Below are 24,145 nucleotides of genomic sequence, written 5' to 3' on the forward strand. Positions count from 1 at the left end.
AGATTTTTTAATGACTCCTAAATATCCTTTTGCCAATTGCTATTCCTGCTGCTGTTCTGGCTAATCCTCCTTCCGCTGTTTCTTTAAAAATGCTGGTTATCTGTCTCCCAACATTATTCAAGGCTTCAATTACTTCATCAGCTGGAATGACTGATTTTATTCCTGCAAGAGCCATGTCAGCTGAAATAAACGCCTGTGAAGCACTCAATGTTTCGTTGCACAGAGTACCTCCACCAGACCTGCTACAGGGTCGCATATCAACCCTAGCATATTTTTCAGCGTTATGGCAAGAGCATTTGCAGCTTGTTTTGGTGTTCCACCCATTGTTATCACAATTGCTGCGCTGACCATAGCACTGGCAGACCAAATTTTCTCTGTCATTGCCGCTGGATATAAAGCGCTTTCAAATATATCTATGCCTCATTTCTGCTATATTAAAAGAAAAAACTTGCAGAATGGATACCTGAAATAGTTTGAATTTTATTTATCAATTCTGCACTTTTTTCTTGTGAATCTACTTCCAAAACTATAATTGCCTTTTCTCCTTTTGACTCTCTTGTTATCGTCAGCATAGCAATATTAATCTGATATTCAGAAAAAGCACCGGCTGTTTTAGAAATTAAGCCCGGCATATCCCAGTGAGCAACCAGGTATGTCGGAATGGTTATGGATAAATGGCGTTTAAACCCATTGATTTCAGAAATTTGAATACTTTCGCCGCCTATTGAAATACCTGTGGGACTTAATTTGTACTCTCTTTTTTTAAGCTGATTCAAACTGTATTTGGATGATCCGCATGAGCTTTTGCTAGTGTAAGCAAAACCTCCATACCTTGTTCAGGGGCAATTTCCAAAGAGTCTGCCAGCCTACCATCATCCGGCTCCATTCCCAACAAGCCGCCTACCAGTGCACTATCTGTACCGTACCTGCGATATGTTTTAGCAAACGATTCAAACAATTAAAAATCTTGCGAACTACTTTGCCGATCCAAGCGAGATTGTGACAAAGCTTCTCCATGTGACGAGCAAGTTCTAAACTGTGCTAAGCATTTGCACGAGAAAACAAAACATTATGCCTTGATCGCTTATCTCCCTTGAACTGCTCATTTCCAGTATCATTCGACTTATTTCCAAGATGCTGCCTGCGATTACTCGGCACAGTTTAGGACCGACAAGTGCTAGTTCTACTTTGCCGCTTCTGCTTATATTCGTACTTTAGCAGAATGGTATGCGTAGTTTCGATAAGTATTCCTTGAATGAAACTAGCTCACTTGATGTAGTAGAACTGTATGCGTAGCATAGAAGAACAGCTGTCTCTACGAGTCTAACGATTCCCGAGACAAAACATTACGGGTATCCGTTTTTCTGCGTTTTCGGTTCTCACTGCACTACACTACACTTCGTTTCGATTTCATCACTTTCTAAACGGCAGAGCCATTTAGAATTGAAAGACTTCGTTCCGATCCTCGAATCATGAAGGGACTTTGCTTCTACGCTTCTTCGAATGCTCGGCGCATGTCTTAAGGTCGTGCAAGAACTTGCTTCTACGCTTCTTCGAATGCTCGGCGCATGTCTTAAGGTCGTGCAAGAGCTTGCTTCTACGCTTCTTCGAATGCTCGGCGCATGTCTGGGGGTCATGTATGAACTTGCTCCTACGCTTCTTCGAATGCTCGTCGCATGTCTTAAGGTCGTGCAAGAACTTGCTTCTACGCTTCTTCGAATGCTCGAATCGGAATACCGTTTATTCGGCTTTGGACTCAGGCATACTTCTGTCAAAACCTCCTACTATAACAGGACCAATACTATCAAAAACACTTGTATACTGATTTGTCATTCGCTTTCTCCTTCAGAAAAAGTTCTGCTTTTCTGTTTTACTCATAAAGCGGATATCTCTCACATATTTCGGTAACTCCTTTTCGGATTCTCTCTGCGGAATTATCAAAATCAGTAACTGTCTGCTTAATAAAATACGCAATTTTCCGCATATCTTCTTCTTTGAGGCCTCTTGTTGTCACTGCCGGTGTGCCAATGCGAATGCCGCTGGTTACAAAAGGACTTTTCGGATCATTCGGAACAGCATTTTTATTTACAGTGATATACACATCATCTAATCTTTTTTCCAGCTCTTTCCCCGTAATATCAAAATTTTGGAGATCCACCAGCATCAAATGATTATCTGTTCCTCCTGAAACCAGTTGGAAGCCTTCTGAAACCATTGCTTCACCCAAAGCATTGGCATTTTTTATGACTTGTTGCTGATACACTTTGAATTCCGGTTTAAGAGCTTCACCGAAGCAGACAGCTTTAGCAGCAATAATATGCATTAGCGGTCCGCCCTGAATACCAGGGAAAACGGCTTTGTTAAATTGCCTGCCGAATTCCTCATCCTTTGTCAGTATGATTCCGCCGCGAGGACCCCTTAATGTTTTGTGGGTCGTTGATGTCACTACATCCGCATACTCTACCGGATTTTGATGAAGTCCTGCTGCGACCATCCCGGCAATATGAGCCATATCAACAAACAAATAGGCATCTACCTCTCTTGCAATCTCAGAAAAACGTTTAAAATCGATTGCCCTTGGATAAGCTGAAGCACCAGCAACAATCATTTTGGGCTTGCATTCCAATGCAGTTTTCCTTACTTTTTCGTAGTCGATAAAACCGCTCATTTCATCAATAGCATATGGAACAAAATTATAGTATTTACCAGAGATATTTACCGGAGAGCCATGTGTCAAATGTCCGCCATGGGCTAAGTTCATTCCCATAACTGTGTCTCCCGGTTCCAGCAATGCATAATAAACTGCAGTATTTGCCTGTGCTCCTGAATGGGGCTGTACATTTGCATAGCCCGCACCAAATAATTCCTTTAATCGTTCATTCGCAATATCCTCTACGACATCAACATGCTCACAGCCTCCGTAATACCGTTTGCCGGAATAGCCTTCAGCGTATTTATTGGCAAGTACAGTGCCCATAGTCAGCATTACTGGTTCAGAAATGATATTTTCTGAAGCAATCAGCTCCAAATTTTGCTGTTGCCTTCCCAGCTCTGCAGCAATTGCCGAACCTACTGCTGAATCATAGTTTTTAATATAGTCATTAATTGTATTAATCATATCCTACCTGCTTCTTTTTAATTTTGTTAACAACCTTATTTCCGCATCGGCATGACATGAATGGCATTCCCGAACGTATTTTCCAATGCTTCAGCGATCCCTTCACTGAATGTCGGATGCGGATAGATCACTTCAATTGCTTCTGATACCGTCACCTTCTGATGGATCATCTGTGTAAAATGCATAATCATATCCGTTGCCCGATCACACATCATCTGAGCCCCCAATAGTTCGCCTGTTTCCCCATGGCTTATTACTTTAATAAAACCCATATCGCTTTCAGCAATCATGCTTTTCCCATTGCCAGCCATATTATATTTCCCGATTTTTATTGGAATGCCTGACACTTTTGCAGCTTTTTCATCCATCCCTGCAGAAGCAATCTCCGGTGAGGTGTAGACACAGGAGGGAATTAAAGAAAGGTCATACTCAGCAGCCTGTCCATTGATGGTTAAAACTGCATTCACTCCCTGAGCGGATGCTGCATGAGCCAGCTGAACAGCTCCGCTGACTACATCCCCGATAGCGTAAATAGACGGAATATTGGTCTGGAAATTCTCATTTACAATAATGCCGTCCTCGTCCGTATGACACATGCAGCCCTCGGCAAATAATCCATCCACATATGCTTTTCTTCCTGCAGCAATCAGAACTTTATCACATTCAACCGACTGCTCTTTATTTTTACTGGTAAATAGACACTTTAAAGAACCCGCCTGACTTTGTATTTCAGAGACACTTGCTTTCGTATGAACCGCAATTCCCTTTTTCTTAAGTGAAAGTGCCAGTTTCTTAGATATTTCTTTATCAAAATTCGACAACAATGTATCAAAGGCTTCAATGACTGTTACTTCACAACCGAAAGCCCGAAATGCACTTGCGAATTCAACACCTATGACCCCACCGCCCACAATAACCAGCCGCTTAAAATCAGGTACTTCTGCCAAAAGACCATCACTCGTAATAACCTTGGACAGATCGACTCCTTTGATTGGCGGTATCTGTGGAGCTGCACCAGCTGCGATCAGTATATTGTTCGCCTCCAGAATTTCTGTCCCGATAGTCACCTCATGAGGACCGGTTATTTTAGCTGTTCCCACTATTAGGTCAACACCATTAGCGCTCAATAAGTTCTCAATACCCTCTACAAGCTTAGAAACAACAGCATTTTTTCTTTGATACAATTCTTCTAAATTAATATTCGCTTCCCCAAAGCTCACCCCGCTGTTTGAAGACTTTTTCACTGCTTCGATCACCTCTGCAGCATGAAGAAGTGTTTTAGTAGGAATACACCCGCGGTTCAGGCACGTACCTCCCGCCTTCCCTTTTTCGACGACAGCAACCTTCATTCCCAGCTGAGCAGCTTTAATAGCTGACACATAGCCTCCGGGACCAGCACCAATTACAATCAAATCATACATAAACTAAACCTCCTCAGAAAATTCATAACGAATTTTCGGGCTGCGTGCGGCAGTTACTTCATCTACTCGACCAATAATGGTCGTCTTCGGGAAATCATGGAAACTCTCGCCATCCCTATAAGCCAGCTCATGCAAATCTCGATAAATCTGCAGTGCCTCATCCATTGTCTTTTTAGATTCTGTTTCCGTCGGCTCCAGCATCAGCGCCTCGGGAACAATCAGAGGGAAATACATGGTTGGCGGATGCATCCGATGATCAAGGAGTCCTTTTGCCATATCTAGTGCCGATACACCAGTTTCTTTCTTCAGCTTGTCCAGACTCAAAACAAATTCATGCATGCATCGTTCACCATACGGAACCTCAAATTTATCCTTCAATCCATTCAACAGATAATTTGCATGTAAAACAGCTGTTTTTGAAGCAGATGAGATTCCCTCAGAACCAAGGAACAGTACATAAGTTAAGGCACGTGTTAAAATAGAAAAATGACCATAGAATCCTTTTACAGTCCCAATAGAATTTGCAGGAGTTGAAAATTCAACCCCTTCCTTTGTTTCAACCGGATAAAAATCAGGCAAAAATTCTTTCAGCAGGTCCTTACAACCAACCGGTCCCAGTCCTGGTCCGCCCCCGCCATGAGGCGTAGAGAATGTCTTATGAATGTTCAAATGGACAACATCAAAGCCCATATCACCAGGTCGCACCACACCCATAATGGCATTTAAATTGGCACCATCATAATAATTTAAACCACCTGCCTGATGAATTATTTCAGTAATTTCCAGAATATTTTTATCAAAAATACCGATTGTATTTGGATTCGTCAGCATCAAGCCTGCAGTATCCTCTCCCACAGCATTCTTAAGCGCTGCCAAATCAACACAGCCGTATTCATCTGAAACAACATTTACAATCTCAAACCCAGCCATTGCTGCACTTGCCGGATTTGTACCATGCGCTGAGTCCGGAATAATGATCTTATTTCTGTGGCTGTCGCCGTTTTTCTTGTGGTATGCTTTCATCATTAAGAGTGCTGTCAACTCACCATGTGCCCCTGCACCCGGCTGGAAGGTAAACCCATCCATTCCATTGATTTCTGAAAACCATTTTTCTGCCAATACATAAGTTTCCAGACAACCTTGGATAGAGTCAACCGGCTGCAGCGGATGGATATCTCTAAATCCGGAAAAATTGGCAACTTCATCATTGATTTTAGGATTATATTTCATCGTACATGAGCCCAGAGGATAGAAGCCATCATTCACACCAAAGGTCGCATTTGCAAGTTCTGTATAATGGCGGCTCAATTCATTTTGAGAAACTGTCGGCAAATTCAGTTTCTTTGTGCGACTCAACTCTTCCGGCAGTTCACATGGAGGAACTTCACTTTGACCGATCCAGTCAGTTTCATATCCCTCAATCGAACGTTCAAATATCAGCTTCATATTGCAGCCTCCTCTCTAATGAGTTCATTTACTATTGAAACGACCTCATCGATTTCTTCTTTGGTATTCATTTCAGTCACACACCACAGGAGACCTCTTTCTGTCGGCAACCCGCCAAGTATTCCTCTTTCTTCCAATCGTTGCAGCAGCTTTTCATCCTCTACCGGGATCTTTATTACAAATTCGTGAAAAAAATCAGTATCATTTACCAGTTCAACTTCTGAAAGAGCAGAGAGTTTGTCGGCCATATAATGAGCTTTGTCATAGCACTGCATTGCTGCTTTTTTCAACCCTTCAGGTCCAACTGCACTTAAATAAATTGAAACAGTCAGCGCACAGTGGGCCACATTGGAACAAATATTGGATGCCGCTTTTTCTCTGCGAATATGCTGTTCTCGAGCCTGCAGCGTCAGAACAAAGGAGCGTTTGCCTTTAACATCTGCAGTTTCACCGACAATCCTCCCTGGAAGACGGCGCATCATCTTATTGGTTGTCGCAATAAAACCAATATAGGCTCCGCCAAAATTCAATGGCAGTCCCAAAGGCTGTGCTTCGCCTACAGCAATATCTGCACCCATTTCTCCCGGTGTCTTCAATACTGCCATCGACAGCGGATTCACAGCTACAACTGCCTTGGCTTTGTATTCCTTCGTAACACGAATGATTTCTTCTACCTTTTCAAGGTTTCCAAAATAATTCGGCTGTTGAACCAGCACACATGCTGCAGTTTCATCCATCAATTCTTCAAGCTTATTCAAATCGACTTGACCGTCTTTTTCCGGAATGACAACAATTTCGATTCCTCTCGAATCATAGTAGGTTTTAATCGTTGATAGTGTCATTGGGTGAACAGTTGCTGCAATCAATGCTTTTTTACGTTTCTTTTCTATGCACATATTAATTGCCTCGGCAGCAGCTGTTGCACCATCATATACAGAGGCATTCGTTGCGTCCATTCCAGTCAGTTCACAAATCATTGTCTGATATTCAAAAATTGACTGCAGCAGCCCCTGACTAATCTCTGCCTGATAAGGTGTATATGCAGTAACAAATTCCTCCTTAGCTGCTATCTGATTTACAATAGCTGGAATATAATGTCTGTAAGCACCCGCACCACGGAATATTGTCGAAAACACTTTATTTTTTTCTGCAAGTTCCTGCATCTTCCTTTTAACCTCACGCTCAGAACCGCCCTTTGGAAGATTAAGTTCACTAATCTTCACTTTGTCAGGTATTTCTTCAAACAGCTTATCCAGCGTATTCAGTCCCAACAGTTTTAACATTTCCTGCTGTTCTTTTTCGGTCGTTCCCAAATAATTGCCCATCTGACAACCTCCTCAAAATTTTTGCTTATTACTTCTCTGATTCTTTTTGAACGAATACTTCGTACTCTTCTTTTGTCATCAGTTCTGCTGTCTCACCCAAATCCTTCACTTCCATAATCCAAGAATCATATGGGGCTGAGTTGATAAGCTCTGGGCTGTCTTCAAGCTCTTCATTAACTGCCGACACCGTTCCGCTGATTGGTGAATAAAGCTCTGATGCTGTCTTTACCGATTCGATATCTGCAAATCCTTCTCCTGTTGATACTTCATCATCTATATCAGGAAGATCAATATACACAATATCGCCTAATTCTTCCTGTGCATAATCAGAAATACCCACCTTCGCTGTATCCCCTTCTAGCTTTACCCACTCATGTGATTTTGTAAATTTTACTTCGCTCATTACATTTTCTCCTCTCAAATTAAACCGAATAAAACGGCATTTTTACTATTTTTGCTGGAATTCGCCTATTCCTGACTGCCAACTCAATTTCAGTACCAACAGCTGAATGGTCCTTATCAACAATTGCCATAGCAACTGCCTTTTCAATAAAAGGACAATGGGTTCCCGACGTTGTTTCTCCGATCTTGTCCCCGTCTTTTAAATAGACTTCCACATGCTCTCTTGCAATTCCACGCCCCGTCAATTCAATTCCGACACGGGTTACTGACGGCGCCTCCTTGCCAACCAGTGCTGATTTCCCAATAAAATCATCTTTTCCCATTTTAATACCAAAGTTTAAGCCCGTTTCAAAAGGAGTGATGGTTTCATCCATTTCATGTCCATAAAGAGGCATTGCTGTTTCCAGCCGCAATGTATCCCTTGCCCCTAGACCACAGGGAACCAATCCGAACTCTTCACCCGCTGCCAGTAAAGCCCGCCAAAGTTCCGGCGCCTTTTCTGATGAGCAATATAATTCGTATCCGAAAGAGCCTGTATAGCCGGTTCGCGAAATGATACAAGAAACACCTGCCACCACTGCATTATCCGTAAATGTATAATATTTTTCCGGTATCATAGCTGCTTCAGTCAATTTCTCAATTATTTCTCTTGATGCAGGGCCCTGCAAGGCAATTTGACCATAGCTGTCTGAGACATCTTCAAAATATACTTCTCCAAATAAATGCTCCTGCATCCATTGAATATCCTTCTCACGATTGCCTGCATTCACAACCAGCAGATATTTTTCTTCTCCCATTTTATAAACCAGCAAGTCATCCAAAACTCCGCCTTGATCATTGCACATCAGACTATACCGCACCCGTCCAATCGGCATTTTCGAAAAGTCGTTCGTCAAAAGTTTCTGGATATTCGCTGTCGCATCCTTCCCCTCATAAAGAACTTCCCCCATGTGTGAAACATCAAACAGTCCAGCCTCATTTCTTACAGCCAAATGCTCCTTGATTACTCCTGTTTCCTGATACTGTACCGGTAAAAGATAACCGGCAAAGGGAACAATTTTCCCGCCTGCTTCTACATGGCATTCATACAATGACGTCTTTTTCTCCATTCTTCACCCTCACTTTCTTTTAATTATTGCCGTCTAACTTTTTGAGCGCGACAAAAAGAGGATAACAGCAAAAAAATCCTTGCAGTTATCCTCTGTTATTAACCTGAGAGATTCTCCTTTTTCAAGGGTTGCTCCTTCGGTGCATAATGCTCTCCAGAGGTTTGTCAGATTACGGTCCTTTTACCTGAGATCTTCACAGCAAATGCCTGCGAGGTTTGCTGCTTATTCCTTCGGTGACAGATCGCCTGTTCTCTCCCGTAATCCTCAATCAATATTAGTAAGCGCTATCATTTTTATCTTACCAATATTTTGTGAAATATACAATACAAAATTCAACTATTTTTTTCAGTCTGCCTAAATTGAACAAATTTCACAACAAAATTTAAATTTAAGGTTCAAACTGAAAAACAAGAAAAAGACTGGTTTAAAGAGGTCTGTCTCTGCGTCGCAAATGCTTTAAGCGTTGCATGATCCCAAGCCAACAAGCGAGCCATCCCACGAATGAATCGATACAAGTGAAATGCAACGGTCTTCGCCGCCCGATGTGCTTTAGAACATGCGAGAATATGTGCAGTTAAAAGGGTGTCCTTTTCCAATTTTAATGAATAGGCGCCGATTAAATAATTGATTAAACGATAAACAAGTCGTAGCGAATTGAGTGAAAGAGTGCGCATTTTTTCTAGTTGAACTTCTTGTTTTTGTACACGAAACAATTCCTCGATTTTCCAACGGGTGCAGTAAGCATTTAACAATGCTTAGCACGTCTTTTTTTGAGTGAATAGGTTTATTTGTCAGGAGTTTCATTGGTTTTTTTCCATCCCCATAAATAATGACCCTATTTAGAGCTATCCCCTTCAAACAAGGAAGTGTAACAGGAATATGGCTGATTTTTAAGTCATGGGTGGTTCCTTTGATCGTTGCTTGAAAGGAGATTTTTCCTTTTCGACGCTGAGCTAATTCAGGAACCTTCAATCGTTTGTTTTGATAGTAGAGGGATCGTTTCTCACACAAGAGTGTAACAAATAGTTGACTTTGTTAGATAAAGGCTTGGTAGAGTGCTTTGGAATCATAGCCACGATCCATTACGAATGTATAGGAACGATCACCAAATAGGCATTTGGTTCACCCCTTTCATGGTTTCTACGTTCATACTGTCAAATTGGTCTTCAGCAGCAGAACAACGATGAGAATAGATAGGGATTGGGTGTTTTGACTTAGGAGAAGCAATCGAAAAGTTGATTATGGTATAGCCTTTTTCTATTCGTCCGCTAGACCCGTCGTGTACGTGACCGAGAGCCTCAAAGTGTTGAGCATACGGCTTGGTAATATCTGAACTGTCTACTAAAAGAAGCTTGTCATCGGTCAACTGCTTTTTAAGGGAATGTAGGTAGTTATCTTGGAGGCTGCGAAAGTGAGAAAAAGAAGAAGCGTTTCGACAAAGCCTTTTGGTTGTTTGAAAAGGAGACGATTCTTCCAGTGCCCGAGCAATATCAGAAATGATGACCGTTTGGGCTTTACTTATGCCATACAGCAACTCTCGAATAAAGCATTGTTTCGTTTTTGAGAGACCTAAGGAAAGTTTTTCAGAAAAAGAAAGAAGAAAACGTTTTGATTGATACAACTCAGAAGAATTCATGATAAAATAAAGACAGCTCCTTGTTATAAAGTTTTTGTTTTTGTCGACTTAACTTTACCATAACTTGGGCTTTTTTATCCACAGATTTCAAAAGAGAAGCCCAAAGAACCGCTTGTTTTCCACAAGGTTGTTCTTTAGACTTCTCCTTTTTGATTGGCTTAGCTCATTTTTGGGTAAATTCAAAGAATCTTGTCTTTTTTACTATTCAATCTATGCTATACTAAGCCTAAATATACAAAAATTGTATATAATGCTAATATAAAAGCAACTTGTACCAAAGCTAGTACGCTAAACACCTTATTTTCATGCTTGAAAAAATTTTTTTTTAAAGATGAAACAGCAAAAAATAAATTAGCAACTATCGTACATACAACAATCAATAGGAAAACAAGTGGAATTAATATAGTATGGCTATCTCTAAATGCTGTTAAAACAAACATAACACTTAAAATAGAAAAAACAACAAAAAAATGTTGAGCTAGTTTGTTCACCATTTTAATACCTCCTGTTAGCACAATAAACCTCCTAAATAGTATGCTGTAGAAACAATCAGTGGAATTAAAAGACTTGCTGGACCTGTGATTCCTAAAAGATAAGCAGCCGCTGAATAGGAACCTGCATGAATAAGTCCAATAGCTCCCATAACATTACTACATGTAACCAGTTTACCTCTTAATCGTGAATTAGGATCAGGTAAAACTTCTGACACATCTTCAACAAGATTAGAAATCGCTCCTTCGCCGTCTTCTGCAACTATCAAGTAGTTAAAGCGATCAATAGCCTCTTTCAATTCAATTGCAGAAACAGACGCATTTATTGATTCTAATTCTACTTGCAAATTCTCAATATCATTGATTCTCAGCTGAAAATCACCATTTTTATCAACATAACGAGATATACCTCCGAGAACCACTTCTGCCGTTTGTTGCTCTTTTGGTGTAAGAGTTTCTGCTTCTGACGTCTCTGCAAATGTCACTTGTGACAAACCAATCAAACTTGTTACTAACATAATGAATACTGAAAATACTTTTAAAACTTTTTGCATTCTTATTCCTCCTTACTTGATAATTTATGTTATCATAAAATTAATAAAATTAAAACTATTTATAATTCGGAGGCGTTCAAATGTATAAAAAAACATTTAAATTGATAGCATATTTTTGTATTTCTTTATTTTTAGTGGGATGCAATTCAATCACAAATGATAACCCAACACAGGAAACTACCAGTTCAAGCCTATCATTAACTTCTGAACAGAAAGAGGCATATAAACAAAACACAGACTCGTTGTCATTAATATCCCCACTTGACTTCACACAAAAATTGACTGAAATATCTAGTGAAGAAACAATATTTGTATATTTTGGTCGTCTTACCTGTTCATATTGCAGAAACTTTGTTGCCGAATTGGATAAGTTGATAGATTCACAAACTCCTACGATATATTACATTGATACAGAAAATACAGAAACTGATCCTGATATTCAAGATATTAGAGACACTTATGAAATCGAATTTGTCCCTAGTTTTATCAAAATTATCGGTCAAAAAATCAGTATGTATGATTCTGAAACTGATAAATTAGAAGATTTTATAAATCATTGATACATACCTATAAAAATAAATTTATGATAACAGTCTATAAAGAATCATATCTTTTTTAGTTGCTTCAAGTTGTTTGAAATGCCATTAAGCCGGATATTAGTTATCAATCAGAAGCCATTTATTGAGGAAAAATAATAAAAGTCGGTAAAAGCTTTTTCTAAAAATAAAGTTGACCCTTATTTTTTCCGAGGAGTTTTTCACAAAATCAACAGAAATTATATTCAAAGACTCAATAATAACTTCATCAAAGAAGCTATATATCTTTTACTCATAATAAGGATAACAAGAGTACCAAAAGTTACTTATCAGAAAAATTTGAAAAAGCAGGTGCTCATAGATAATGAAAATACTGGCAGTCTTACTACTTATCACATGGTTGCTAACCTCTTGCTTCACATCAAAGGATCTAGAGGGTACTTCTAATTATAGAAAAACCAGCAATAAAGCAAACCACAGGAAATGAGTCTTATTCAAGAATGGAAGCAATCCAATATAGATGAATCAGCACTAATTCATTCCTGCTCTTCAAATGCTCGTCGCATGTCTTAGGGACATACAAGACATGCTATATGCGTAGTCTTGATAAATATTCCTTGAATAAAGCTAGCTCATCATACAAAGAGATAGCTGTATGTAGACGACAAGCTTTGAATGTGACATATCTATCCTTGAAGTTGCTCTCATATCAACCGCACGTTTCTTGGATTAGAAGCATGTCTTAGTTTTAAATCGGTTATGGCGTGTCTATAAAGTCGGTGGCATTCGAATTCTTCAGTGATTTTTGTTAAAATCAAGGAAAAAAACACAGCTTATGTGGGTCATAAGCAAGTATTTATGACGATGCGTTCTATAAAAATTATCAAAATATTCGCTGCTTGAGTTTTTAGACACACCCTAATACAATGGTTGAAATTCTATTAAGCAGGATTAGCATTGTATTTTAAACTGATCCTAACCGACCGATTTTTCAGACCATTGAAAAATAATAACCAGCTGATTATATAAACATAAATAATGTACATTATCTAAATAAGATAGGACCGAAATCCATTGATCCCCCCTAACAAATCAACAGTTTCAGTCCTATTCATTAAGATTCTATGGAGACAGCGGAAATCAATTATATGTTATATAGACCCTGGTAAGATTTACTGTCTTTTTCTCGTGCCGTCAATAATGAACATTTGCTTTTTTTCTTCTTATTTGGCTGCCTGAATTGCTTTTTCAGTGATGTTTTTTATGGTCAGTCCGTAAAATTCTTTTAACACTTCCGGCTCACCAGATTGACCAAACTTGTCTTGAATTCCAATTTTGATTACTTTTGTAGGATAATTTTCAGATAAAAATTCGGAAACGGCACTGCCTAAACCGCCAATCACACTATGTTCTTCAGCAACGATGAGCCATGGCGTTTCTTGCGCTGCTCGTAATACAAGCTCTTCATCCAGCGGCTTGATCGTGGAGAAATTCAACACTCGTACTTCTATTCCTTGTTGTGCCAGCTGTTCAGCAGCAGCCAGACTCTCTTGTACCATCAAACCAGTTGCAATAATCGTACCATCATTTCCCTGCCTCAGCATTTCTGCTTGCCCGATGATAAATGGCTTCTTCTGTTCATGAATACGCGCAACAGCTAAACGACCCAATCGTAAATAAACCGGCCCTTCTTGTTGCATGATCGCTTCAATCGCTGCTTCGGTTTCTAAATCATCAGACGGATTGATAATTGTCATGCCTGGTATGACTCGCATCAATGCAATATCTTCGATTGCCTGATGAGAACCGCCATCTTCACCTACTGTAATTCCGGCATGCGTTGCAGCAATCGTCACGTTTAATTTTTGGTAAGCGACTGCATTACGAATCTGCTCATAGGCTCGACCTGCCTCAAAAATTGCAAAACTGCTGGCAAATGGACGTTTGCCGCCTAAAGCCAAACCTGCCGCTGTCCCAATCATATCTGCTTCTGCAATCCCCAAATTAAAAAACTTTTCTGGTGCTTCTTTTGAAAATCCATCTGTTTTTGTTGCTGCAGATAAATCCGCATCCAACACGACTAGCTCTTTCTTGTCCTTATACTTTATCAATGTTTCACCATACGCTTGTCTAGTGGCTTTTTTCACTTAAAATACCTCCTTCAACTCAGCCAAAGCTTTTTCAGCTTCTGTCGGAGAAGGTGCTTTGCCGTGCCAGCCCACTTGATTTTCCATAAAGCTGATCCCTTTTCCTTTAACTGTTTGACACACAATAACCGACGGCCCGTCTGTAAACCTTTTTGCTGTAGTAATTGCATGAGTCAAGGAAGTGAAATCATGTCCGTCAGCTTGAATCACATGCCAATTAAACGCAGCAAATTTTTCATCAATTGACTGGACAGCCATGACCTCATCGTTGGTGCCATCGATCTGTAAGCCATTGTTATCAATGAAAGCAATCACTCGATCCAATTTATAATGAGCGGCGGTCATTGCTGCTTCCCAGACTTGTCCTTCTTGTAATTCCCCATCACCGAGCAACACATACGTGTTTTTTTCAATACTATCCAAACGTTTTGCCAATGCTAAACCATTAGCAATTGAAAGCCCTTGACCTAAAGAACCACTGGACGAATCCACCCCTCTTGTTTTGATGCGATCCGGATGACCTTGTAGATGACAACCAAACTTTCTTAAATCAGTTAAATCATCTTTTGGGAAAAATCCTTTATCTGCCAATACAGTATATAAAGCAGGTGCTGCATGCCCTTTCGAAAGAATAAAATGATCCCGATCATTTTGATCATAATTATTTAATGTAATATCCATTTCTTGATAATACAAAATGGTTAAAATATCAATAGCTGAAAGAGAACCTCCGGGATGCCCTGAGCCTGCCTGTGTCAATGATTGGATCACTGCTTTACGCAGTTCATTTGCTTTTTGTTTTAAATCCGTCATGTTTTCATGCCCAATCCCTTCATTTTCTCATTTGTTCCAAGAATACATTCATCAGCATCCACGAGGATTCTGAACCGGGATCTTTATGCCCTATCGCACGTTCGCCTAAACGCATGGCGCGTCCTTTTTTGGCAATCAACGGAATCGTCGATTCGGCTCCCTCTCTCATAATTTCAATCATTTTTTCCATTACTGCCAAATGATCAGTATCCTCTTTATGTGCTTGTAAATAGTCTATCCCTGGCAAAAGTGCATCCAGCATCGTCTTGTCACCCAACTCAGCCTTTCCCCGAAATTGGATAGCCTCAACACCATTTTTTATCATATCCGCAAACTCTGGAAAAGTGACCGTTTCTTTTCCTATATGATCTTTACCCATTTTTATAAAAAAGCTGCCGTACAATGGACCGGATGCACCCCCAACTTTACTTAATAAAATCATTCCGGATTTTTTTAAGAATGTAGCAGTATCAGGCGATTCTGCCAGTTTCTCAGCCAGCTTTGCTGAAACTTCCCGAAACCCAATGCTTAAGTTGATTCCATGATCACCATCCCCAATATCTGAATCCAGTTTTGTCCAATAGTCACGATTAGCTTCGGTCAGCTCTGCCATTTTTACTAAACTATCCGCAAAAAATTGTTTATCAAATACTTGTTCACTCATAAGTCCACCTCATTATGTTTTAAAAATCACTTTTACTTGAACTTGGCGTTCGTTAGACCCGCTGCTTTCTTGCGAATCAAATGAAAACAAGAAAGCAGCTTTGCAAATTTATCTATAATTTGTAATAAGGGGTATCGCAAGGAGCATCAAGTAATTCTTTGATCTCATCATCTAATTTCATCAGCGTTACGGACATACCTGCCATATCCATTGATGTTGCATAGTTTCCGACATCTGTCCGATGAATCACAATTCCTTTCTCATTCAAAAGTTGATCCACACGACGATAACAGATATATTGATCTAATAAAGGCAGTGCGCCTAACCCATTGACCAAAACGTAGACCTCATCATCCGCTTTTAATTGTGCATCTTCTAAGATGATTGCCATAATCTCATCAATAATCACATCTGCTTTTTCAATTTTTCGTCTTTCAATCCCCGGTTCACCATGAAGGCCCATACCAATCTCCATATCACCTTCATCCATTTGGAAAATCGCTTCTCCAGTCACAGGTAAAGTAGAGGAAGATAAAGCAACACCTAATGAATACGTATTTTCATTGGCTCTTTCCGTCACCGCTTTCACTTGATCTAAATCATACCCTTTCGCAGCAGCACTGCCTGCCACTTTGAAAACAGGCAAGTCGCCGGCTACACCTCGCCGATCTTTTTTATCCTTAGCTGAATAGACATCATCCGTTGTCGTAACTGTTTCTACACGAATGCCCTCTTCCTCCATCGCCATTTCAGCACCCATATCAAAATTCATGACATCTCCAGCATAATTTCCGTAAACGTAAAGACACCCTTTGCCGCTGTCAACAGCTTTAACAGCTTCGTAGCAAGCATCTGGAGCAGGAGACGTATTGATATTTCCAACTACTGCAGCATCGGCAAAATCTTTACCGACATAGCCCAAAAACATTGGTTCATGACCAGAGCCGCCGCCAACTATCACACGTACCCGAGGTTCTTCACTCATCAGCTTACTTACAACGATCCGATTTTCTGCGTCCAAAGTAACGTATTTTTTGTTTGCTTTTGCATAGCCTGCCAACATTTCTTCTACTACATCATAGCCATCGTTAATTAATCGTTTCATTTTTTCAAGTCTCCTTTTTTATAAGAATAAAGATAATAAAAGCCCGCCAAGTACACCACCTGATACTGCTGCAATTATATTAGGAAATGATTTTTTTATATTCCCTCCAACCAATGCAGAAGCTACCCAGACACCCACACCAGCCGCAAGTCCCTGATCGACCCACGCAGCACCGGATTGTGTGATCATCGGGGTTGCAATCCCATGATTGATACACCAAATGGTACCAACGATAAATAGTGCTGCCATCCAGCCGCCGACCGGTCCCCATTTTTCAACCATTTTCCCCCAAGCCATTCTGATCACAAAGGGAAATAGAAAGCCGCCGCAAAACGTTGCAATTCCTAAACCAATAGTCACTGTATTTCCTCCTCTTCAGTCATTTGACCGCTGTTTTTTTGATTGTTTCGGTTTACTCTTCAATCGCCAGTTTTTTTAACTCTTTTTCAGTCATTCCTGGTTCTGGTGCTTGTTCTTCTGCTGCTTTTTCAACCGACATACTTTTTTCAAAAACCGCTGCAGCCAGCCCGCCAAAAGCTGCACCTCCTGCAACTAATGCAATCGTGGGAATTGATGCAGACAGAGCAGAACCGCCATGCATAAATGTGTCTCGAGCAAGACCGCAAATTGCGATTGCCAGCCCCATGTCAACAAATGCTGCGTCCTCTTCATTACCAGTCAAATTAAGATAATGATTCATAAACCACATTGGACCAATAATAATTCCTGCTGCTAAATATCCGCCAAAAATACCAAAACTTCCCAGTTCTCCCCAAACTGCCATAACAATAATTCCAGCAATCATATAACCAACTATGCTTCTCAGAAATTTCATGTCTTTATTCCTCATTTCTTTTTATAATTAGTGTTGCTAAAAAATCATAATTGAGATAATTCTTGTAGAATTGCTTCTTTTTCCTGGCATACTGTTGCTTGTACAGCAGCCGCAAACGCTCCCTCCACTAAAGGACAATCCATTAATTCTATCTTTCTCATCAAGTACTCGTCTTCAATCAATTCAATGGCTGTTTCAGAACTAAGTATAGCGCTTCCAATATCGCAGAAAACTAAAATATGATTACAAGCCGCCAAAGATTCGATGGCTTCCATAATCATAATTGCATTTGTTCCAAGACGTCCGTCCCCCGTGCCGCCTGCTGAGATGATCCGTACAGACCCATTGATGCCGCTCATTTCTTCGATCATTTCTTTGGTTCCATCAGTAATCTTTCGACTATGAGAAACTAAAACGATGCCAATCATTGTCAAACCCCCTTTATTTTTTTCACTATTTTAACAATCGAAGCATATTGTTTAGGCTGATGACCAAAGCGGCCCACAAAGACACCATCCACATTGTCATCAGATACAATTCGTTCACTATTTTCTTGTGAAACAGAACCACCATAGATAATTCGAATATTTTCAGCTGTTTTTTTATCAAATAATTCTGCCACGCATTCACGAATCAAAGAATGTATCTGATGCACATAAGCCGCACTAGCCGCACTAGTTTTCCCCACCGCCCAAGCTGGTTCATAAGCCAAAATAACTTTTTCAACCTGACTATTTTCCAGTTGGAATAAATCAAGAAAAAGCTGCTTTTTAATTATTGCTTTGACTTCCTGATGATTATCTGTTTTTTCTGTTTCGCCAATACACAAAACCGGTATCACATCATGAGCTAAAGCAAGACGAACTTTTTGATTAATCATGTTATCGCTTTCACAAAAAAGCGTCCGTCGTTCAATATGTCCGATTTCAGCATAGCTGCCTCTCATATCCTTTAATGACTCCACCGAAAACTCACCCGTATATGCCCCATTTGGAGCAAAAGAGATATTTTGTGCCCCCAAACCTATTTCTGAGTCTTTTAAAATCATTGCAACAGGATAAAGAACACCCATACCAGGACACATAAATTGTTCAATTTCTTGTTTCTCACCGACTTCTTCAACAATTGCATGAGCGAAATCACGCGCATCATCTATTTGATTTTGATACATTTTTAAGCTGATTCCTACAACTGGTCTTCGCATGATTTTTTCCTCCTTTGTCTCTGTGATTTATTTTTTAAACGCCTCCCAATCTTTTAAGAACGCTTGAATTCCTGCATCGGTCAATGGGTGAGACCAGAGTTTAGGAAACAGGGTTCCTGGAATAGTCGCAATGTCTGAACCTAGTTCAGCTACCTCTTCCACATGCTTTAAGCTGCGAATGCTTGCAGAAATAATTTCCGTTTGATAGCCATATTGTGTCAGTACTTTCTTTAGATTACTAATTAATCCCAAGCTGTCTGTCGCAATATCATCAAGCCGTCCGACAAAGGGGCTAACATATGCTGCGCCAGCTTTAGCTGCCATCAAGCCTTGGGCAACAGTAAAAATTAATGTGACATTTGTCTTGATTCCTTCGCTGGACAAAATATTTACAGCACGCAGCCCCTCTTCAGTCATCGGGATTTTAACCACAACATTGTCTGCCCAGGTCGCGATCTCTCTAGCTTCTTTCACCATATTCTCTGTGTCAAGTGCGATAACTTCTGCACTGACAGGTCCGTCAATCAATTCACAAATTTCGGTGATCACCTCTTTAAAATCACGTCCTTCTTTGGAAATAATCGTAGGATTGGTTGTGACACCGTCAACTAGTCCTAATGTATTGATTCGTTTGATCTCTTCAACATTTGCAGTATCTAAAAAGAACTTCATGGGGTATTCTCCTTTACTATTTTTTTATAAATTCTGCTTCTTTTTCCATAATTTGATTAATTTTTCTTTCGCTATTGCCCCCTTCAAATTGAACTGATAAATATTCGTCAACGATTTTCTTCGCTACATCTATACCAATAACTTTGGAGCCTAATGTGATAATTTGTGCGTTATTGCTTAATTGTGCTCGCTCTGCTGAATACGTATCATGTACCTGTGCTGCACGAACACCTGGAATTTTATTTGCTGCCATTGCCATTCCTATCCCAGTACCGCAGCACAGAATCCCGCGTTCAATTTCTTGCTCCAGTACAGCATTCGCCACGTGAAAAGCAATATCTGGATAATCAACCTCTTCAGCAGAAAAACAGCCGTAATCAATCACTTCAACTCCTTTTGATTGAATATATGATTGCAATTGCCGTTTCATCTCAAACGCATTATGGTCTGAGCCAATTCCAATTTTCATTTCCATCACTTCCTTTCTTTTTATACCCTAATAATAATATCGAGATTTCGCTTTGTCAACATTTAATTTCGTTTATTTTCGATTGTTTTCGATTTAACAAAAATTCACTTCAGTTAGTAATCATTCTAATTTATTATCTACATCACAAGACAAAACGAAAGGAAAAAGTTGTATGGTTTAAAGATATTGTTTATAATTTATGGAGAATAGAGAGAATTCGGAGGAATTTTTATGTATACAAGTGAGCGAAGAAATAAAATATTATCTATACTTCAAGAAACGGGATCTGTCTCTGTAAATGAACTAACAGAGGTTTTTAACGTATCAAAAGCAACGATTCGATCTGACTTGAATTATCTCGATATGAACAATATGTTGGTTCGAACGCACGGCGGTGCCGTTTGTACGAAAGAAGACGAAGTGATAAAGGTTGATAAAAACTATGATATTCGAAAACAAAAAAACATTGAAAAAAAAGCTGAAATTGCAAAGATTGCTTTTCAGCTAATCAAAACCGGCGAATGTATTATTTTGGATGCTAGTTCCACTTGTTATGAATTAGCTAAACTCATTAGTCAATCCGATTTAAGAATTACTGTTCTAACAAATGGGTTACGCACGGCTTCTTTACTCAAGGAAAATTTGAACTTGACTGTAATTTTGATTGGTGGCGTCGTAAAAGGAACCTCTAATGCAGTAGAAGGTGTGTTGGGCATTGAGATATTAAGAAAGGTAAATATTGATACACTTTTCACTTCTTCTTACGCAATTTCAACAACAGGCGGACTTTCCGATTTTAATCTTTACGAAGTCGAACTGAAAAAACGAATGGTTGAATTTGCTTCGCAAACAATTGCCTTGGTTGACAGCAGTAAATTTGAAAAAAAATCAATTGCTACTTTTGCTGCATTGGATCAATTGACTGCCTTGATCACTGATTCGCAGCTGGCTAGAGAAGTGCGTGAACAGTATAGTTCAGAGGTAAACTTTTTAGAATGAAGGGGTTACCAAAAAGATAACTATTGAAAAAACTCCCCATTTTAGAGAAACAGGGAGAGAGGAAGTTAATACTACACATTGTCAAGAAGTGATAAACTTATGGGCTAAGAAATTAAAATGTTCTAAAATAGTCTTAAATTATGCCGACATAGTGTTTGATTATAGTATTCAGATTAACTTGATATAGCCAACAATCCAACTAAACTCATTACACTGCCGATAGCTAAAAATAATAGTAATGAAAAAGAGGCGATTTATTATTCTAAAAAGAACTTTCCTTCTTTTTCTCATATTTAGAAAAAATAACCCGAAAATGTACACTTTATTTAGAGTGTCAGCTTTTATCGGAATGAAAAAAGTCGAAGCTTTAGCTTTAATATGGAAAGATATAAATTTTGAAAAACAAATCATCCGAATGAACAAAACTCTAACTCGTGGTGAAGAGTCAAAACTTATCATTCAAACGCCAAAAACAAGTAATCTAAAGCGATTTATTCATGTTGACGATAAAACCCACTTGGAATACTAAAAGAATGGCGTAAAACACAAAGAAGCAGTATTTATTTTTTGGCATTAATATGATAAATAAAAATCAGCTGCTTTTCTCTAATTCTGAAAATGAATTTTTGCAGCCTGCTGTTACAAAGAAATATTTAGATCGCATATGCAAAAAAATAAGCTTAAGAAAATCATAACTCATGGTTTTAGGCGCTCTCACTGATTGAAGCCAACGCTTCAATCAAGGAAATTCAAAATTGTTCAGGACATTTAAACTACAATAAACATCTATGCTCATATGACCAAAGAACGAAAAGAAAGAACTGCTGCCTTGTTTGCCAGTTACACTGGAATTTAAATTAAATGGCATTTAATATGGCATTTAGTCCGAATAAAAAGAGCTAGAAACAATTGATAAACCCTAACAAATCAACGTTTCTAGCTCTATTTTATTAAAACTCTATGGAGACGGCGGGAGTCGAACCCGCGTCCAAACATATTGCCACTTAAATATCTACGCTCATAGTTGTACTATTTAGATTTCGCTAAAGCTCATGCCGCACAACTGGCCCAAGCTTTCACTAGTCTGATGATCTCCTCTAAATTTTACAGACGGAAAAATTCAGCGTATCCCACTTAATTTGAGACCCTTACCCGAGCACATGGGCGATGCCGGGAGGATCTTCACCCGCTGGTTTTACGCAGCTAGAGCGAAAGTATTGTTTTCGTTTTTAGCAGTTATATTTAACTGTAACGTTTTTACGTAGACGTAACCTACGAAACGCAATTCAAGCTCAACTATGCCTGTCGAATCCGTAACGCCCCCAGATGAATGCTACCCTCATAGTATAACAGATTTTCTCTTTCAAATAAAGAAATTACTCCCATTTTCTAATCCATTTCTATTGAATTAAAGAACATCCATACTTCAATTGAAAAATAAGAAAAACAGCTTCCAAATCAGATTTTTTTATAATCCAGCTATAAAATTAAACATTACTGAAATCTGGATAGCAATCCAGATCTCAGTATCAAAATTTCAACTATCTTTCCATCCCCAAGTAAACAATCTTTCCCTTACATCCCAGGAAAAAATTGTCCATTCCCCTGTTCTGTCTTCTATTGAGTTGATTCATTTGGCTCCAGAGTTAAACATCTTCTTTATAATAAGAGAACATCCAGTTAATACCGAATTTATCTGTTACCATGCCATACTTCTTTGTCCAAAATGTTGGTCCAAGAGGCATTGTCACATTTCCACCTTCTGCCAAAAGGTTAAATTCCCGTTCAATTTTATCCTCATCATCCGTACTGACAACCAGCGAAACATTATTCCCTACAACTAAAGGAAGACCCATCCCTTCAGGAACATCAGAAAACATGACATAAGTTCCTTCAATAATCATACTTGCATTTAAAATCAGATCTTTCGCTTCTTCAGCTACTGGGTGTTCAGGATCTTCCGGCATTTCACCAAAAGTCATGATACTGGTTGTACTTGTATCAAAAACTTTTTCGTAAAATTTAATGACCTCTGCTGCTTCTGTTTTGAAATTCAAATAGATTTCCATCAGTTTACTATCTCCTATCCACTTTTCTGAATTATCTCATAAATGAGTTTACTGTGCGAAGACAATGCTTCTGTTTTTCTAAAATTCTGTATGCTCTATTAGCACTTGAACAAATCTTTCCAGATATTCCTGATCTATTCGGTCATACGCTGAGGTCACACCACTATCAATATCAAGCACACCAATAAGCATCCCCTCTTTAACCATTGGGACCACAATTTCTGATTGAGCAGCCGAGTCGCAGGAAATATAATTTCCGTGCTTCTTTACATCTTCAACAATCAGTGTTTCACGGGTTTCAGCAGCTTCACCGCAGACGCCCTTTCCCATTTTTATTCTGGTACAGGAGACTCTTCCCTGAAAGGGACCAAGAATCAATTCAGTCCCATCAAATAAATAATATCCTGCAAAAACAGTTTCCGGCAATGTCTCTCCCAGTAAAGCAGAGGAATTTGCCAAGTTTGCTATACTATTATGCTCAATTTCGGTAAGTCCGCTTAATTGCTGGAGCATCAACTCATAACTTTCTTTCTTTTGCAGCTCACTTTTCCACATAGGTACAACTCCCTTTTTTAAAAGTTCCTTTTTATCTTAGCTTATTTTTTTGTAAATGGAAAGTTAATTAAACAGAAACGAACTATAAACTTTACCCGTTTACAGTTCGTTTCTCCAATGGTTATCTATTGTTCACCCAATTTTAACTGATCATCATAAATAATTTTATCTTGAAATGCTCTTTCTTCTTTTAATACTTCTATCAGCTGTTCTTTTTGTTTCTTTGTCATAATGAAAAGCTTCGGCTTTGAAGACAATCTAGTGGAATTTATTTCAATACTTTTTATGCCTACTTTAATTGTAGAAATCTCTTCAAACGAAAGTTCTTTTTTATAAAATGGTAGTAAATACTGGATCATTATACTCTTCTCTGTTAACTTAAAATAACGCTTGATCCCTAAAAAAACAAATATAAAGAAAACGACCATGACTATATTACTAACCAAATAGGGTTTTGTATTCTCTAATGACAAAATCAGGCTCATAAACAATATTGCAAAAGTACAGGACCAATAGATAATGGTCATTGACAGCTCCGGCTGCCAAAAATATTTTTTTTGCTTCATACGCTGACC

Annotated in this window: 26 protein-coding genes, 1 other RNA gene, 1 pseudogene and 1 riboswitch; of the genes and pseudogenes, 2 read left to right on the plus strand and 26 right to left on the minus strand. The window is 39.1% G+C overall.

Annotated features, from left to right (window positions below; translation table 11 throughout):
• Positions 1–7 precede the first annotated feature (7 nt).
• The 12 genes and pseudogenes from LI951_RS01875 to LI951_RS01930 all read right to left on the minus strand — a co-directional run.
• Positions 8–372: pseudogene (locus tag LI951_RS01875) on the minus strand (L-serine ammonia-lyase, iron-sulfur-dependent, subunit beta); the annotation flags it as partial.
• A gap of 62 nt (positions 373–434) precedes the next feature.
• A complete protein-coding gene (locus LI951_RS01880; RefSeq protein WP_229441086.1) occupies positions 435–776 on the minus strand; it encodes an ACT domain-containing protein in 342 nt (113 codons plus the stop codon).
• A complete protein-coding gene (locus tag LI951_RS01885) occupies positions 773–958 on the minus strand; it encodes a hypothetical protein (protein WP_202068466.1) in 186 nt (61 codons plus the stop codon). Before LI951_RS01885 ends, LI951_RS01880 begins: the two co-directional genes overlap by 4 nt.
• Before the next feature lie 912 nt (positions 959–1,870).
• Positions 1,871–3,118, minus strand: coding sequence for a serine hydroxymethyltransferase (gene glyA / locus LI951_RS01890; protein ID WP_229441087.1), 1,248 nt, complete (start codon positions 3,116–3,118; stop codon positions 1,871–1,873).
• 35 nt (positions 3,119–3,153) lie between these two features.
• A complete protein-coding gene (gene lpdA, locus LI951_RS01895; protein WP_229441088.1) occupies positions 3,154–4,539 on the minus strand; it encodes a dihydrolipoyl dehydrogenase in 1,386 nt (461 codons plus the stop codon).
• A 3-nt stretch (positions 4,540–4,542) separates the two neighbouring features.
• Positions 4,543–5,985, minus strand: a complete 1,443-nt coding sequence (gene gcvPB / locus LI951_RS01900) for an aminomethyl-transferring glycine dehydrogenase subunit GcvPB (protein WP_229441089.1) — start codon at positions 5,983–5,985, stop codon at positions 4,543–4,545.
• Entirely contained in the window at positions 5,982–7,310 is a 1,329-nt protein-coding gene (gene gcvPA, locus LI951_RS01905) for an aminomethyl-transferring glycine dehydrogenase subunit GcvPA (RefSeq protein ID WP_229441090.1), read from the minus strand. Before gcvPA ends, gcvPB begins: the two co-directional genes overlap by 4 nt.
• A gap of 28 nt (positions 7,311–7,338) precedes the next feature.
• On the minus strand, positions 7,339–7,713 hold the full coding sequence (gene gcvH / locus LI951_RS01910; protein WP_202068471.1) for a glycine cleavage system protein GcvH: 375 nt from the start codon (positions 7,711–7,713) through the stop codon (positions 7,339–7,341).
• Positions 7,714–7,732: 19 nt separating this feature from the next.
• Positions 7,733–8,821, minus strand: coding sequence for a glycine cleavage system aminomethyltransferase GcvT (gene gcvT, locus LI951_RS01915; protein ID WP_229441091.1), 1,089 nt, complete (start codon positions 8,819–8,821; stop codon positions 7,733–7,735).
• Between the two features lie 162 nt (positions 8,822–8,983).
• Positions 8,984–9,089: riboswitch (glycine riboswitch) on the minus strand.
• Positions 9,090–9,923: 834 nt separating this feature from the next.
• Positions 9,924–10,457, minus strand: coding sequence for a hypothetical protein (locus LI951_RS01920; RefSeq protein ID WP_229441092.1), 534 nt, complete (start codon positions 10,455–10,457; stop codon positions 9,924–9,926).
• A gap of 215 nt (positions 10,458–10,672) precedes the next feature.
• On the minus strand, positions 10,673–10,951 hold the full coding sequence (locus tag LI951_RS01925; protein WP_229441093.1) for a hypothetical protein: 279 nt from the start codon (positions 10,949–10,951) through the stop codon (positions 10,673–10,675).
• Between the two features lie 14 nt (positions 10,952–10,965).
• Positions 10,966–11,502 carry a hypothetical protein gene (locus LI951_RS01930; protein WP_229441094.1) on the minus strand — a complete coding sequence of 179 codons (537 nt, stop codon included), beginning with the start codon at positions 11,500–11,502 and terminating at the stop codon, positions 10,966–10,968.
• An 80-nt stretch (positions 11,503–11,582) separates the two neighbouring features.
• Here LI951_RS01930 and LI951_RS01935 point away from each other — a divergent pair, with 80 nt between their 5' ends.
• On the plus strand, positions 11,583–12,062 hold the full coding sequence (locus tag LI951_RS01935; RefSeq protein WP_229441095.1) for a hypothetical protein: 480 nt from the start codon (positions 11,583–11,585) through the stop codon (positions 12,060–12,062).
• Between the two features lie 1,199 nt (positions 12,063–13,261).
• Here LI951_RS01935 and LI951_RS15220 read toward each other — a convergent pair.
• From LI951_RS15220 to rpiB, 10 genes are all read right to left on the minus strand, one after another.
• Positions 13,262–14,185, minus strand: coding sequence for a transketolase family protein (locus LI951_RS15220; protein ID WP_229441096.1), 924 nt, complete (start codon positions 14,183–14,185; stop codon positions 13,262–13,264).
• A complete protein-coding gene (locus LI951_RS01945; RefSeq protein WP_229441097.1) occupies positions 14,186–14,998 on the minus strand; it encodes a transketolase in 813 nt (270 codons plus the stop codon).
• Between the two features lie 19 nt (positions 14,999–15,017).
• The gene (gene dhaL / locus LI951_RS01950; protein ID WP_229441098.1) at positions 15,018–15,662 is read right to left on the minus strand and encodes a dihydroxyacetone kinase subunit DhaL; all 645 of its coding nucleotides are present in this window, start codon (positions 15,660–15,662) and stop codon (positions 15,018–15,020) included.
• 112 nt (positions 15,663–15,774) lie between these two features.
• Positions 15,775–16,767: a dihydroxyacetone kinase subunit DhaK gene (locus LI951_RS01955; protein WP_229441099.1), complete on the minus strand. Its 993-nt coding sequence runs from the start codon at positions 16,765–16,767 to the stop codon at positions 15,775–15,777.
• Between the two features lie 18 nt (positions 16,768–16,785).
• Positions 16,786–17,127, minus strand: coding sequence for a Lin0368 family putative glycerol transporter subunit (locus tag LI951_RS01960; protein WP_202068479.1), 342 nt, complete (start codon positions 17,125–17,127; stop codon positions 16,786–16,788).
• A gap of 52 nt (positions 17,128–17,179) precedes the next feature.
• On the minus strand, positions 17,180–17,602 hold the full coding sequence (locus LI951_RS01965) for a Lin0368 family putative glycerol transporter subunit (protein ID WP_202068480.1): 423 nt from the start codon (positions 17,600–17,602) through the stop codon (positions 17,180–17,182).
• 44 nt (positions 17,603–17,646) lie between these two features.
• On the minus strand, positions 17,647–18,030 hold the full coding sequence (dhaM, locus tag LI951_RS01970; RefSeq protein WP_229441100.1) for a dihydroxyacetone kinase phosphoryl donor subunit DhaM: 384 nt from the start codon (positions 18,028–18,030) through the stop codon (positions 17,647–17,649).
• Positions 18,031–18,032: 2 nt separating this feature from the next.
• Positions 18,033–18,806, minus strand: coding sequence for a triose-phosphate isomerase family protein (locus LI951_RS01975; protein ID WP_229441101.1), 774 nt, complete (start codon positions 18,804–18,806; stop codon positions 18,033–18,035).
• A 27-nt stretch (positions 18,807–18,833) separates the two neighbouring features.
• Positions 18,834–19,478, minus strand: coding sequence for a fructose-6-phosphate aldolase (gene fsa / locus LI951_RS01980; RefSeq protein ID WP_202068484.1), 645 nt, complete (start codon positions 19,476–19,478; stop codon positions 18,834–18,836).
• A 16-nt stretch (positions 19,479–19,494) separates the two neighbouring features.
• Entirely contained in the window at positions 19,495–19,947 is a 453-nt protein-coding gene (gene rpiB / locus LI951_RS01985) for a ribose 5-phosphate isomerase B (protein WP_229441102.1), read from the minus strand.
• Between the two features lie 231 nt (positions 19,948–20,178).
• Here rpiB and LI951_RS01990 point away from each other — a divergent pair, with 231 nt between their 5' ends.
• The gene (locus tag LI951_RS01990) at positions 20,179–20,946 is read left to right on the plus strand and encodes a DeoR/GlpR family DNA-binding transcription regulator (protein ID WP_229441103.1); all 768 of its coding nucleotides are present in this window, start codon (positions 20,179–20,181) and stop codon (positions 20,944–20,946) included.
• 958 nt (positions 20,947–21,904) lie between these two features.
• On the opposite strand, the gene ssrA is transcribed toward LI951_RS01990, so the two are convergent.
• The 4 genes from ssrA to LI951_RS02010 form a co-directional block, all read right to left on the minus strand.
• Positions 21,905–22,270: a transfer-messenger RNA gene (gene ssrA / locus LI951_RS01995) on the minus strand.
• A gap of 322 nt (positions 22,271–22,592) precedes the next feature.
• Positions 22,593–23,015 carry a VOC family protein gene (locus tag LI951_RS02000; RefSeq protein ID WP_202068490.1) on the minus strand — a complete coding sequence of 141 codons (423 nt, stop codon included), beginning with the start codon at positions 23,013–23,015 and terminating at the stop codon, positions 22,593–22,595.
• Between the two features lie 78 nt (positions 23,016–23,093).
• Positions 23,094–23,570, minus strand: coding sequence for a GAF domain-containing protein (locus tag LI951_RS02005; RefSeq protein ID WP_202068491.1), 477 nt, complete (start codon positions 23,568–23,570; stop codon positions 23,094–23,096).
• A gap of 125 nt (positions 23,571–23,695) precedes the next feature.
• Positions 23,696–24,136, minus strand: a complete 441-nt coding sequence (locus LI951_RS02010; RefSeq protein ID WP_202068492.1) for an EbsA family protein — start codon at positions 24,134–24,136, stop codon at positions 23,696–23,698.
• Between the last annotated feature and the right edge of the window lie 9 nt (positions 24,137–24,145).

The organism is Enterococcus sp. BWT-B8 (genome assembly GCF_020567625.1).
Classification (GTDB): domain Bacteria; phylum Bacillota; class Bacilli; order Lactobacillales; family Enterococcaceae; genus Enterococcus_L.